Origin of the sequence: uncultured Nostoc sp. (genome assembly GCF_937863485.1) — a bacterium.
GTDB lineage: Bacteria > Cyanobacteriota > Cyanobacteriia > Cyanobacteriales > Nostocaceae > Nostoc.
This window is the reverse complement of sequence record NZ_CALMFY010000027.1, coordinates 1-13,605: the sequence shown is the minus strand read 5'-3', so window position 1 is coordinate 13,605 and position 13,605 is coordinate 1. Positions and strand designations below refer to the sequence as shown.

The 13,605-nt window shown below is 41.4% G+C and carries 13 protein-coding genes; 8 read left to right on the top strand and 5 right to left on the bottom strand.

What is annotated here, in order from left to right; genetic code table 11:
• Positions 1-199 (top strand): ISAs1 family transposase (locus tag Q0541_RS04080; RefSeq protein WP_298905902.1); only part of this gene is annotated, 199 nt, incomplete at its 5' end.
• A gap of 349 nt (positions 200-548) precedes the next feature.
• Here the strand turns inward: Q0541_RS04080 and Q0541_RS04075 are convergent.
• Together Q0541_RS04075 and Q0541_RS04070 are read right to left on the bottom strand one after the other, a co-directional pair.
• Complete coding sequence (locus Q0541_RS04075; protein ID WP_298905899.1) at positions 549-1,595, bottom strand: DUF1611 domain-containing protein; 1,047 nt, start codon at positions 1,593-1,595, stop codon at positions 549-551.
• On the bottom strand, positions 1,579-2,631 hold the full coding sequence (locus Q0541_RS04070) for a dipeptide epimerase (RefSeq protein ID WP_298905896.1): 1,053 nt from the start codon (positions 2,629-2,631) through the stop codon (positions 1,579-1,581). The genes Q0541_RS04075 and Q0541_RS04070 overlap by 17 nt, the downstream gene beginning before the upstream one ends.
• A 122-nt stretch (positions 2,632-2,753) precedes the next feature.
• Between Q0541_RS04070 and Q0541_RS04065 the strand changes: the two genes are divergently transcribed.
• The 3 genes from Q0541_RS04065 (at position 2,754) to Q0541_RS04055 (ending at position 4,924) form a co-directional block, all read left to right on the top strand.
• Complete coding sequence (locus tag Q0541_RS04065) at positions 2,754-3,302, top strand: NUDIX hydrolase (RefSeq protein WP_298905894.1); 549 nt, start codon at positions 2,754-2,756, stop codon at positions 3,300-3,302.
• Between the two features lie 133 nt (positions 3,303-3,435).
• Positions 3,436-4,257, top strand: a complete 822-nt coding sequence (locus Q0541_RS04060; protein ID WP_298905892.1) for a hypothetical protein — start codon at positions 3,436-3,438, stop codon at positions 4,255-4,257.
• Positions 4,250-4,924, top strand: coding sequence for a DUF262 domain-containing protein (locus Q0541_RS04055; protein ID WP_298905888.1), 675 nt, complete (start codon positions 4,250-4,252; stop codon positions 4,922-4,924). The genes Q0541_RS04060 and Q0541_RS04055 overlap by 8 nt, the downstream gene beginning before the upstream one ends.
• 133 nt (positions 4,925-5,057) lie before the next feature.
• On the opposite strand, the gene Q0541_RS04050 is transcribed toward Q0541_RS04055, so the two are convergent.
• Positions 5,058-5,981, bottom strand: coding sequence for a nucleoside hydrolase (locus Q0541_RS04050; RefSeq protein ID WP_298905885.1), 924 nt, complete (start codon positions 5,979-5,981; stop codon positions 5,058-5,060).
• Positions 5,982-5,996: 15 nt separating this feature from the next.
• Here Q0541_RS04050 and Q0541_RS04045 point away from each other — a divergent pair, with 15 nt between their 5' ends.
• On the top strand, positions 5,997-6,428 hold the full coding sequence (locus Q0541_RS04045) for a nucleoside deaminase (protein ID WP_298905882.1): 432 nt from the start codon (positions 5,997-5,999) through the stop codon (positions 6,426-6,428).
• Positions 6,429-6,638: 210 nt separating this feature from the next.
• Here the strand turns inward: Q0541_RS04045 and Q0541_RS04040 are convergent, their stop codons facing one another.
• Positions 6,639-7,757 (bottom strand): metallophosphoesterase, encoded by a 1,119-nt coding sequence (locus Q0541_RS04040; protein WP_298905879.1) that lies wholly within the window; start codon positions 7,755-7,757, stop codon positions 6,639-6,641.
• Positions 7,758-7,967: 210 nt separating this feature from the next.
• Positions 7,968-8,150 (bottom strand): hypothetical protein, encoded by a 183-nt coding sequence (locus Q0541_RS04035; RefSeq protein ID WP_298905905.1) that lies wholly within the window; start codon positions 8,148-8,150, stop codon positions 7,968-7,970.
• Between the two features lie 124 nt (positions 8,151-8,274).
• Here Q0541_RS04035 and Q0541_RS04030 point away from each other — a divergent pair, with 124 nt between their 5' ends.
• The 3 genes from Q0541_RS04030 (at position 8,275) to mutL (ending at position 12,912) form a co-directional block, all read left to right on the top strand.
• A complete protein-coding gene (locus Q0541_RS04030) occupies positions 8,275-9,147 on the top strand; it encodes an S-methyl-5'-thioadenosine phosphorylase (RefSeq protein WP_298905876.1) in 873 nt (290 codons plus the stop codon).
• A 495-nt stretch (positions 9,148-9,642) separates the two neighbouring features.
• A complete protein-coding gene (locus Q0541_RS04025; protein ID WP_298905873.1) occupies positions 9,643-10,692 on the top strand; it encodes an adenosine deaminase in 1,050 nt (349 codons plus the stop codon).
• Between the two features lie 483 nt (positions 10,693-11,175).
• The gene (mutL, locus tag Q0541_RS04020; RefSeq protein ID WP_298905870.1) at positions 11,176-12,912 is read left to right on the top strand and encodes a DNA mismatch repair endonuclease MutL; all 1,737 of its coding nucleotides are present in this window, start codon (positions 11,176-11,178) and stop codon (positions 12,910-12,912) included.
• Positions 12,913-13,605: the final 693 nt, after the last annotated feature.

Here is a 13,605-nt window from a genome sequence, read left to right as displayed (position 1 = left end):
TGCTGGTAAACCATATCACCAAGTTGCTTACTATATTAGTAGTCTAGTTCGTTCAGCAACTGATTTTGCCAAGGGAATTCGTGGACATTGGGGAATTGAGAATCGCCTTCATTGGCTAAAAGATGTGATTTTTGATGAAGATCATTCCACCATACGCATGGGTAATGCTCCTGCGAATCTGTCGGGAGTGCGAACCTAGGCGTAGCCCGCCGTAGGCATCGCACTCAATATACTCCGTCGAAATCGTCATGCTTCTATCACAATTGCTCAAAGATTTATCTCTAACGATATTGACAAGCTTCTTACTCTTATCGAATGAAACAGCCCTGCCCTTATTAAGGGGGAGATCAGAAATCCGGTTCCCTCCCCTTTCTAAGGGGAGGGTTAGGGTGGGGTAATCTATCGCAAACATTTTTTGAATCGCTATTAAATCCAAAATGGTATAAAAGAGTAGAGACACGTTAGTGCAGCGATTTCGGGTCTCTACTGGTAATCGCATTTAGCGCTCCATCTGTTGGAATCATTTTTGGATGAAGTAAAATTTACATCTAATTCTTCATCACTGCATCCAAAAGCACATTGGCATCAAAACGGACTACATCGGTGCAAGGTAGGCCAGTTTCTGCTATTGTTTGAGCGATGCTTTCCTCAGCCACAGACTCATCTAGATGGGCTGTGTTAAGGGCTATGCCTACTACAGGAACACTTCCAAAAGCACCACCGGCACTAGCGACAGTTTCATAAAGCTGAATTACCTCTGGTAAAGGTGGAATTACTACATGGGGATGATTACGTACATGAACTTGTCCCGCCCGATGTACTAAAACCAGTTGAGTTGGTTGCGAACCACGGATTAGGGGTAGGGTTGCTGTTGAACCAGGGTGTAGCAGTGAACCTTGTCCTTCAATGTACAGGATGTCGTGGTTTTTGCCATAGCGCATGACTATCTGTTCCACAGCACCAGCGGCAAAGTCTACCCGCACGGCATCTAAAGCTACGCCGTCCCCTTCTAACATCACCCCAGTTTGACCGGTGGCGAGGAATTTAGAATTCCAGCCGCGTTGTTTTGATGCCCAATGTAACTCTAGGCTAGTTGACATTTTACCGATCGCCATGTCCGTTCCCACTGTCAACACCCGCTGACACGGGAGGGTGCGGGCTATTCCACTAGCAACACTTATATTAGGCGGCTCTTTTCGGACATCCCAAATTAGTTGCCCAGGTTTGAGTAGTGCATTTAACTCTGGTATATTTGCCATTGGTGTATGTAAACCATTCACCAGAGACATTCCAGTTTCTAAAGCGTCTTTGATTTCTACCCAGTAATCATCTGGTACAGCACCGCCTCCTGGAGCAATGCCTATTACCAAGACTTCTGGCTTGTACTCTAGGGCTGCGGCTACTGATGCCACAATTGGTACATCACGCTTGATACCTGTTAATTCTGATAGAGATTTGCCAACAGACTCGCGATCAATTACGGCTACGATTGGGGCTTCACTATAACGTAAAATTGCTAGCCCTGTTTTGCCGTTAGGCCCGCTAATTCCCTCATGCAGCAAGATAGCTACTCGTTGATTAAGTGGTAATCGCACTGTGTTGTACCCCCAAACCTGGTAAATCGTTTGGCAAAACTCTCCCTTCTTTTAGCAATGCACCCGTAAAGGGATCATCGATTAAGTTAAGGTGACTGTCTAAATCTAAATAATCAGCTAGTGGCGCTAGCTGTACTGCTGCTGTATTAGCTAGTGAACTGTCAGAGTAGCAACCAAACATTACTTGCAACCCATAGGCTCGCGCTGTATGTACCATTCGCATTGCCTCGGTTAGTCCCCCAGATTTCATCAGTTTGATATTAATACCATCCACGTAGTTTGCCAAATGTGGAATATCGGAGCTTGTGAAACAACTTTCATCGACAAAAATGGGCAAGGGAGAGTGTTGTTTGAGTTTTGCTAAACTTTCTTCCTGCCCCCGTGGCAATGGCTGTTCTACATACTTTATACCTAAATTAGCCAGCCAATTGCACATCGCGATCGCATCTGATAAACTCCAACCCCCGTTGGCATCAACAAATAATTCTGGTAATGGTGCTTCTTCTCGCACTGCTAATAGCATTTTTTTATCTGCATCTATGCCATCTGGACTACCTAGCTTCACCTTGAAAAGGCGGACATCAGTAAATTGTAACCAGTCTCGCGCTCTAGCCCTGGCACCTTCAGGCGAATTAATCCCAATTGTGACTGAAGTCGGTACTATTTGATTGCGATCAAGTCCCCAAATTTGCCACAAAGGTAATCCTACGCACTTACCCAACCAGTCGTGCATTGCTATATCTAAGGCAGCTCTTGCAGCAGAAGGAACTTGAGTTTGTATTAACACTTGCTCAATTTGCTGCCGCTGTAAGGGGCTGAATGCTTGCAACAGTGGCACAATTTGCTGTAAACCGTCTTTGATTGCATCAGTTGATTGCCGATGATTACCCACACCGAATGGTGATGCTTCTCCCCAGCCTTCGCTCCCATCATGTGAGATCCTCACCCATACATTCGTTGTCTGTGCCGTTGTACCTCGACTAATGGTCAACGGAAATCTCTTATTTACTGTAAATAAATTTACATTTATTTGCATACTTATGCTGCATATTATGTTATCAAGAAAGCCAGTGTAAGTTCAAAGTTTAGATTACGGGATGCATTTGTTATACTTTTTTACATTCATTATAAAGTTTTTATACATTTGTTACTTAATTTATGACCAACTTAAAAAAATGGAAGACTTTAAAATCAAAAATGGTTTTAGATAATTACTGGTGTCAGGTAAGGCAAGATGAAATAGAATTGCCCAATGGGAAAATTATCGATGATTATTTTGTCAGTATTAAACCAGACGTTGCGATGGTTTTACCTATTACTAGTAGCAAAGAGATAATTTTTGTCCGGCAATACAGACATGCAATAGGTGAATTTTTCTTAGAACTGCCAGCAGGGAATTTCGACCCCACAAAAGAGAGTGCTGAAGTAGCAGCAATTAGAGAACTAAGAGAAGAAACTGGTTATATTTCCGAAGAATTTATAAAATTTGGAACTTTATATGATAAGCCGAGTAAAGATACTAATAAAATACATTTATTTTTAGCAGAGAATGTGAGCAAAGTTGGAGAGCAACAACTAGATATTACAGAAGAGATTGAAGTTGTATTTATTCCTGTAGAATCAGTTTTAGAGAAAATTGTCCAAGGTGAAATTACTGTTGCCGGAACTGTTGCGGCTCTCTTATTAGCTTTAAAATTTATTAGTTAACTAATAACCTATGTATTTTTTTATGCTTTTAAATAATAAAGTTTGAGATATAATTACCCAAAGAACAGGTTTATTTAGAATTAAACGCAACAAGTTAATTTTTTCAATTAACAACCTAATTCATGAGTATTAAATGAGAAAGCCAGAAACATTTGAAGAATATAAAAGCTGGTGTGGAGAGTTTCTGCAAACTGATTTTGATGATGATACTAGCAGAAACCGATATGAAACGAATCTTAATATTGCCTATCTTGCCGCAGAGAGCCATGTTTTCTTTGAGACACTAAAGAAAAAGTTTGACGAATGGTCTGAGGACTATAAAAAAGCGACGGATTCAGAATTGTTAATGAGTCCATTTAATCTTAAGGTAGTTAAAAAAACATATGAATCTGCTGTGGATAAATCTTTCAGAATTAATGTTTTATGGAATGAGGATTTTCCAAAAGAACCTAAAAAAGGTTGGGTAACATCTAGAAACTTACACTTTTATTTTAATGATGGAGTGCGTGGATACATTGTCTGTAGATTTATTGACGGGCCAAAATTTATTGCTGAACGACTAAAAAAGTATGCAAAAAGTCTCGGTTTGAAAAGCCATTTTTACAGTCAAGAAAGAGAAGAAGGTTATTATGCTTATCACTTTTATGTGACAATTCATATCCCTTTTATAGATGAATCGTTTAAGAGGATAGTCTCTGAAATTGAGGTTGAAATTCAACTTACAACGCAATTGCAAGAAGTACTTAAAAATTTAACTCATCAATTTTATGAAGTTAACAGATTGAAGCCAGGTAAAACTAGTAAATGGAAATGGGATTATAGAACAAATCGCTTTAGAGTGGGGTATATAAGTCATACATTACATCTTTTAGAGTCAATAATTGTTGAGATAAGAGATAATAAGACGGAAACGAGCGAACTTAGCGAAGATTCAGAGAAAGATCCCAATGCCTAAAACTATATATTATATTGAAAGTCTCCCTCTAATTTTTAGAAGGATTGATTCAGGAGAAATTCATATACCTCAGTTTCAGAGGCGCTTTGTTTGGGGTAGAGAAGAAATTATTCAACTTTTTGACAGTATTTATAACGGTCTACCTATCGGAACTCTACTTTTTTGGCGAAGTCCTGAGAAAAATTTCATGTTTTCTCAGGACGATTTTATGACTTCATCTCAAACTGAAGAGCAAGCATCATATATGTATGTTATTGATGGTACTCAAAGACTCAGAGCACTCTACAACTGTCTTCACAGAAAGGAGAATGGTCAAGATTCTCGATTTGCTGTAGGTTTCGACCTTGAAAAGAAAATTTTCACTTATCTTCATCAAGTTAATGTTTCCGAAACAATTGTAGTTTTATCCTCGGTATTTTCTCATGAAGAGATTATAAAACATCAGATTGCTTTAGCTTCACACCATGCTAGTCAAATCCTTGTTAAAAATTTGAATGAGTTAATTTCTGCATTTGTAGAGTATCAGATTCCAATAATAGTGATAGATGAAGTTACTAAAGATGAAATGTTAACTGCTTTCCAAAGAATAAATACAACAGGAACAAGACTGTCTAAAGAGGATATTTTAAGAGCTAGAGAAGAATATATGGGCAAAAATGAGCTTTAAATATTAAATCTCAAGTCTAGGAGAAAGAGAAATTGTGGGTTGCTTCCAATTATTAAAAGCAAATCAAACAAGTTGAGGATTTTGTTGTGTAGGTACAAGTTTGAGTATCCACGCCACCTATTTTTTTAGTTTTTTATCTTGCCCATTGCTGCAAAATATAAGCATAAAAAGCCTCTTTATCTACCTTATCCATTGCATAGATTTTCCGACCACCAGGAACTACTTTAGTACGCCCCTGACTAAGACCACTGGTGATAATTTCTGTTTCCCATTCGCGCAATTGATAGAATTCCGGGTGTCCCAGATAAGCTGTTGCTAAAACATCCCAAAAATAATAATCCTGGGGGATAACTAGTGCATAACATTGTCCAGCTAAATCAGAGATGGGATAATGGCGTTGTCGTCCTATTTCTTTCACTAATTCCGATGTGAATGGGACATTATTAGTTAAATCCAAAGGACACATAATAATTTCAATTTGCGTTTGCCATACCCGCGCTGCTGAAATTGCGTCCCAATAAACATTCCATTCGGCAGAACCATCTTGTCCTGCTTCCAGACTTTTTTCCACATTACCACCGACATTCAACGCACCCCCCATCCATACAATTTTCTGAATCTTTGCTTCAATGTCTGGTGCTTTGTCCAAGGCTACTGCAACTGTGGTCAACGGCCCAGTTACCATCAAAGTTACGGGGTCTGATGCGTTACGTAACACCTTGATCATAAAATCTTGACCTGTTTCGGCAACCAGAGACGTAGTGATGGTTTCGCTTTGATTGAGAATGGGAAGATGGTCAACGATAAACGAATCACGGCGATAGAGAGTAGGAAATGGATTGATACCGCGCACAGTGCTTTCTGCAACCGAGATATGAGAAAATCCCATCAAATCGAGAATTTTACGTGTGGCGCTAACAGCTGGTTGGACATAACAATCTGCTGGAGTGACGACAACACCAAGGAGTTCAATATGATCCATTGTCAACAGCAGCATAGTTGCTAGATAATCATCTACACCGCCATCGTGATCCATTAATACTAGTTGTTTTGACATAAAAGGAGAATTAATATGGATAAGTTTATGGAAGCAGCAATTCAAGAAGCAAAACAAGGCAGACAAGAAGGTGGAATTCCCATTGGTTCGGTTCTCGTCAAGGATGGCAACATTCTTGGCAGAGGACACAATAAACGCGTGCAAGACGACGATCCTGTCACTCACGCTGAAATCGATTGTCTCCGTAATGCTGGGAGAGTTGGCAGCTACAGAGGTACTACACTCTATTCAACTTTAATGCCGTGTTATCTGTGCGCTGGGGCAGTGGTACAATTTGGCATTAAAAAAGTCATTGCTGGAGAATCCAGCACTTTTCCTGGTGCCAAAGAATTTATGGTATCTCACGGTGTGGAAGTAATTGATCTTAATCTTGACGAATGCGAACAAATGATGAGTGAGTTTATTCAAACTAACCCGGAACTTTGGAATGAAGATATCGGTAATTAGAGACGCGAAAAATCTTTGTCTGTACAGGAGTTAGGAGTAGCCCTGCCAAGGTGACTTTTGATCGGACAATTATGGCAGGAGCGATCGCTATCTCAAAAGGAACACACAAGAATAGGATAAATACTGGGTGCAATCTTTGAATGATTTGTCAAACAAAGTCCAGTCAGCGTGATGATACGGGGGCTGATGGAAAGAGGCTACTCATCACTTCTAACCTAGCAAAAGTGTGCTGTTATTATCAATCAGGGGAATTCCACTAGTAGCCATACCTGGGTTGGGCTGTGATGCATTATAGGTCTGAATATAACGCCGCACTTCTAGCGGAAAATCAGGGTAATCTAATACTGCATCCCCATCAGCAATAGTTGACCAGAAGTCTCGCAAACTAGGAGCTAATTCTTTTGCCTGTGATAATGGTAAGTTTAATGGAGAGTGAGTTAGTAACTTGACTAGGAAGGGGAAAGAGCGATCGCCCATCCACTGCCGCGATGACTGTTGCAAGTTGGGGAACTCAGGCACTGACTCTACGCGATGGGATAAAATTTGCAACGATTCTTTACCTTGGTTATCCCGATGAAACTCTAGCACCCGGTAAGGGTGAGGATAGCTAACTAAAGAGCCAGTGGTAATATCATATACTCCATCTGAGTAAGCAATATCCTGAACGTGCAAATGCCCGGTAAATACTAGCTTGACTCCGTAGCGCCTCAGTAACTGCAACAATTCTGCTGAGTTCGCTAACATATAGCGATTTGCCAGTGGGTGGCTCGATTGATTGGGCAAATGCTCGACCACATTATGATGCACCATCACCAGAACTAATTCATCACCAGACGCCGCTAGCACCTCTTCTAACCACCGTAGCTGTTTGGTATCCAAACACCCCACCTGCTCTCCCTGGTCATTAAAGGAGTTAGAATTCAGTCCAATCAGCTTAACTCCAGGCAGCAACTGACGAATGTAGTAAATCTGCTGTGGATCGTCATAGCCAAACTTCGTATAATAGTAGGGAAAATCTGCAAAAGCGATTGATTGCTGATCAGCCAACAGTACAGGAACGTCATGATTACCAGGAACAACATAGACGGGAAAAGGTAGTTGGGTTAACCGTTGTTGTAACCAAGCGTGGTTCTCTGGTTCGCCGTGCTGGGTTAAATCTCCTGGCAACAAGAGAAAATCTAAATCGAGTTGTGTTAAATGTTCTAGTACACTTTCAAACGCCGAGATACTGACTTCTACTAGATGAAATCTGCTGGGATGATCCCAGATTGTGTGGGGAAGTGCCAGGTGTAAGTCGCTGACTACTGCAAAGCGAAAATTGAGAGCCATTGATTTATGAAAATGTTAAAAACAGGGGTTAAAATAAGCCTTTTCCCAAAAGTATAACCCTTACTTTCTCTCCCTGCTCAGGAGTGCGTCTACTTAATATTTGTATACATTAAGCATCGATTACACCCGATGGTGATAATTAACTTAAGGACTAATCATAACCATTAATCTTCAAAAATTATCATAAATTTGATTGCTAAAACCTGGAAGTCAAGCGCTCAGTGATTCAAGTTCTCTACCCGATATTTCTAGAACGCGCTTCAACCAATTTTCTGTTTGTTGAGCAGCAGATAGCTTTTCTGTAGCATCCGACCAGATTGTATCCCACTTAAACAGCCAGCGCGTCAAAACCCGAACTAAGTCAACTAACTCTGCGGCTCGGTCAACCAACAATTAATGGGTAATAATTCAATAGTGTTAGCGGCACAAAATGTAATCGTCTAGTTTCTTGGTTTCTTTACTACTCCCGTTTTCGATAAAATAACTTAGCAGATCACCAAGGAACAGGTTCAGAATCATGCCTCACGCTAGTATTGGGATTATTGGTGGTAGCGGTCTGTATAAAATGGATGCGCTCAAAGATTTAGAAGAGGTGCGAGTCGAGACTCCTTTTGGTTCACCATCGGATGCTTTAATTTTGGGGACTTTGGATGGTACACAGGTAGCTTTTTTGGCGCGTCATGGCCGCAATCACACGCTTTTACCATCTGAGTTACCGTTTCGTGCTAATATCTATGCGATGAAGCAATTGGGTGTAGAGTATTTAATTTCAGCTAGTGCTGTAGGTTCCTTAAAGGAAGAAGCGAAACCACTGGATATGGTGGTGCCAGATCAATTTATTGACAGAACTAAAAATCGGATTTCAACGTTTTTCGGTGAGGGAATCGTTGCTCACATTGCCTTTGGCGATCCGATATGTAAGAACTTGGCTGTTGTGTTGGCAGATGCGATCGCATCTCTGAATTTACCACAAGTTACTCTGCATCGCGGCGGTACTTATGTGTGCATGGAAGGGCCAGCTTTTTCCACTAAGGCAGAATCGAATCTTTACCGCAGTTGGGGTGCAACAATCATTGGGATGACGAATTTACCAGAGGCGAAGTTGGCAAGGGAAGCCGAAATTGCCTATGCAACCTTAGCGCTGGTGACAGATTACGATTGTTGGTATCCAGATCACGATAGTGTGACAGTGGAGATGGTGCTTGGCAATTTGCTGCGGAATGCTGTGAATGCTCAAAAGGTGATTCAAGAAACTGTGCGGCGCTTGAGTGAAAATCCACCGCCGAGTGAGGCGCATTCGGCGTTGCAGTATGCGATTTTGACTCAGTTGGATAAAGTACCAGCGGCGACGAAGGAAAAGTTAGGGTTATTATTGCAGAAGTATTTGTAATATTAGTAATGATGGCGCACCATCATCACTAATATTACAGGCGATGTCTACGACGGGCTGTAACGCTCCTGCGGACGCTCGTTCCTCGCTAACGCTGCGCTATCGCTACCGCTTCGCTAACGCTTTAAGCGTTCCCCTACGGGGAAGCAAGCTACGCGGAGCGTCTCTAAGAGTTGCCATGCCGCAGGCTTTACGCTACACTATCGGCGTCGCACTTTCTCAATTGACAAAATTGATCCACCGACTCCACCCAATGAAACGTCAAATAATGTTGGATGTCCAGAGTTTATGTAGCTGCAAACTTAGATACCATTCTTCAGCAGTAACCTGTACCCCCATCTGAGTCAGATCAATAATTCCCAAAGCTACAGTGCAGTTGCAGGCAATTACCGACAGTACAAAAAATTGCTCAAAAAGCTAAATTTTTTCGAGTAGAGATTTTTTCTTTCTATGTTTTTGTTACAATTAGTGAAATTTATACCTAAAAATACCACTATGGCTTTATATGCTGAATTACATAGGCATCTGGGCGGCTCGGTCGTACCTCGAGTTTTATGGGGATATTTCGAGCGACATTCTTCGGAGTTGATGTCCCGCTTTAGTGACTATTCAGAATTTGAAGATTTTTACACTCGCCCACGCAATACCCTAGATGAGTATCTAGAATTACATACCCTGGTAGAAAGTGTGCAAACTGTGGAGACTTTGCCTTACTTTATCTATCGCTTGGTTCGGGGTGCTTACATTTTTGAAAATTTGGCTTATCTGGAACTGCGCTACACTCCTTATTTGCGAACACCTGAGCATCTGAATCAATCACAGAGAATTGACAAGATGGCAGAAATCGTGCAAGTAGTAGGACTTGCCAGTCACCAGCCAGAATATCCGATTGTTACTAGCCAAATTCTCTGTATGCACACGCGCCTACCCTATGAGGTGAATAAGGCGATTATTGATTTGGCGGCGCAAAATAAACAATATGTCTGTGCAGTAGATGTAGCAGGGGGTGATAGCTATTATGCCGATCACTTAGAAGAATGGATTAGCTTATATGATTATGCGCGATCGTTGGGCGTTAACACCACGGGACATCTATATGAAACCACTGCTGGTTGTTACCCAGAACTGTTACCCTATCTCATGCGAATCGGTCACGGTATCCAAATTCCCCTACTGCATCCAGAGTTACTTAATGATGTAGCTAAACGCGGACAGTGTTTAGAGGTTTGTCCCACAACTTACCTGCAAACTGGTACTTTGCAAGATATACGTCAACTCAAATTAGTTTTTGACCGTTGTTTTGATGCTGGGGTCGATATCGCTATCTGTACTGATAATGCTGGGTTGCACAATATGCGTTTGCCATTTGAGTATGAAAATCTCTTGACTTACGACATTATTAGTTTTGAACAACTACAAGCTTGTCAAGATGCAGCTTTCCGTCATGCCTTTGCTTGGCCTTACAGTCAACGTCCTGCATCCCTGTTGAACGGTTTGCTCAAACCTGAACCACCTAAAGTTTTGGCTATCAGAGATACTAATTAACAATTACCTAGAGGTAAGCATAAAGTTAGGTAATTTAATGTTAATTAATGTTGCAGACAGTGATTTTTCGTGATGCCATAAAAAAAGCTGTAATGCATAAGAGATATCTTGTAAAAGTCAATGCTTTAAAGATTAGACCACAGGTACATACAGATAATTTATCGTTATTTATCTGTGGTTCCTTTTTTGTTGATTCGGATTTTTGCCAGAAGTATAATATGCAGTACAAAAAACCAGTAATTATTGTAAAACCTATTTGACCCGATTGCAAACGGGTCTTTAAATCATGGAGATCAGCAACTAAATTATTACTTGTAAGCTTTTCTTGGTTGTAATCTCAGAAGCAATTTATCAAAAATCCTTTTTTAATTGAGTTTTCTTGGCAATTAATCAAAATTTCTCGTAAATTCGCCTCCTCATCTCCCTCAATTTCCTCATCTCCTCCCCAGTTCCCATGCACCCAGAAGCTATAAACTATAATTTATGGCATCTACTATTCAAGCTCTACCAACAGAAGTCGTATATCTCATTACAGCTGGTGAGGTAATCGACTCTTTAGCTTCTGTGGTGCGGGAATTGGTAGAAAATTCCCTAGACGCAGGTGCAACCCGAATTGTGGTTTCTCTCTGGCCGCAGCAATGGCGAATTCGTGTGGCAGACAATGGTTGTGGAATGAACCTAGATGATTTGCAACAAGCAGCCACAGCCCACAGCACCAGTAAAATTCGCTCTAGTGCCGATTTATGGAAAATTAACAGTTTAGGGTTTCGTGGTGAGGCGTTACACAGTTTAACGACTCTGGCAAATTTGGAAATTTTGAGTCGGACTGTGGGTGGAAAATTAGGATGGCGGATTAGCTATGGCGATGGCGGGGAAGTTGTGCAAGTTGAAGTAACTGCGATCGCACCTGGTACAGTGGTTACAGTTTCTCATCTTTTCGGTAATTGCTCATCTCGTCGTCAGGGATTACCCACAGCAGCACAGCAAATGAAAGCCGTGCAAGCCACAATTCACCAAATCGCCCTATGTCATCCCCATGTTACCTGGCAGATTTGGCAAAATGACCGTCAATGGTTCACCATCTGTCCGGCTGCTACAACTGGGCAACTGCTACCGCAGATTTTACCGCAGGTGCGCCAAGGTGATTTGCAAGAAGTGAAATTAGAACTCCCCAACCCGCCAAACTCCTGTACAGACGCGATTAATCGCCTTTCTACTCCTCACTCCTGTACAGACGCGATTAATCGCCTCTCTCCTAACTCCTCACTAAACTTAGTGGTAGGATTACCCGATCGCACTCATCGTCATCGTCCAGATTGGGTACGTGTAGCGATTAACGGCCGGATGGTTAAGACACCGGAACTAGAGCAAACAATTTTATCAGCATTTCACAAAACATTACCACGCGATCGCTATCCAATTTGTTTCTTACATCTTGCTATTTCTCCCGATCAAATTAATTGGAATCGCAATCCAGCAAAAACAGAAATTTACCTGAACGAAATCATTTATTGGCAAGAGCAAATTACCCAAGCAATTAACCAAGCACTCAGCATCTCTTCTACCAATCTCAAAGAAGCTGTTCACACTACACGAGTTAGTAAATTACTCAAAGCCGCAGAAGCCAAAGGTGGCTACAATTTTAATCCTCAAAATCCCAACAAAGATCACAAAAATCCTAACTCCTTGAAAGCTGTCGCTCAAGTTAGCAACACCTATATTGTGGCGGAACATCCAGGTGGTATGTGGTTAGTAGAACAACACATTGCCCATGAGCGAGTTTTGTATGAGCAATTGTGTGATAATTGGCAACTTGTGCCCGTCGAACCTGCAATCATTCTTTATCAATTGTCGCCAGCGCAAGTATCGCAACTGCAACGCATTGGTTTAGAAATAGAACCCTTTGGCGAACAACTTTGGGCTGTCCGTAACATCCCTGCACCTTTACAGCAGCGAGACGACTGTGCAGAAGCAATTTTAGAACTTAGTTGGGGAGGCGATTTACAAACAGCCCAAGTAGCTGTCGCTTGTCGCAGTGCCATTCGTAACGGTACACCTATGAATCAACAAGAAATGCAAACACTTTTAGATAATTGGCAACGCACTCGCAATCCTCGCACCTGTCCCCACGGACGCCCAATTTATTTATCTTTAGAAGAATCAGCTTTAGCCCGGTTTTTCCGGCGTAATTGGGTAATCGGTAAAAGTCATGGAATTTGATGTTTTCGCTAAATTGTTGTCGAATGCAAGTTTGAACGCACTGAGTTATGCGCTTTTGGGGGTTTCCCCCATGAGCAACTAATGAACCCGAAGGGCTATCCCTCTCCACCCACTCAAGGAAAGAGAGTTTCCCGCCGCTTTTAATGAACTATCCATCTACGCTGAAAACCTTACCCACCTACGATCCAACTCTATTTGAGGGTGCGCCGTATCTACATAGGACTTACGCAATAACTCTCTGAAACCTTATTCCTTCGTGTCCTTTGCGTACTTTGCGGTTCGTTTTTTCATGATTTTGCGTAAGTCCTGTCTACAATATTTACCTTGGGGACTTCCAAAGAATAAATTACTCAACAAAAATCAAAAGTCTACTTCTAAACAATATTTAGGGGTAGTAGGGGTTGAGTCACGTAGCTTGCTTCCCGCAGGGTAACCCAACACCAAGAATCCTTGATTTTATTGGGTAACACGAATGTTCAACCCCTACTACAAATATTTTATTTTTTCAGAGTAATAAAAGAGCGCTAATTAGTCGAATAAAAAACCTCAATTTTATTACGAAAAACAATCCCTCTACGAGGTGGAGAAGGACAGACTTGAACAAAAGTTCAAGGCAGGGAGAGGTTTGTCTAACTCAGTTAAACCGCGTCCACCTTGAAAACTGTAGTTCTTTCCGTATGAAAAGAAAAAACC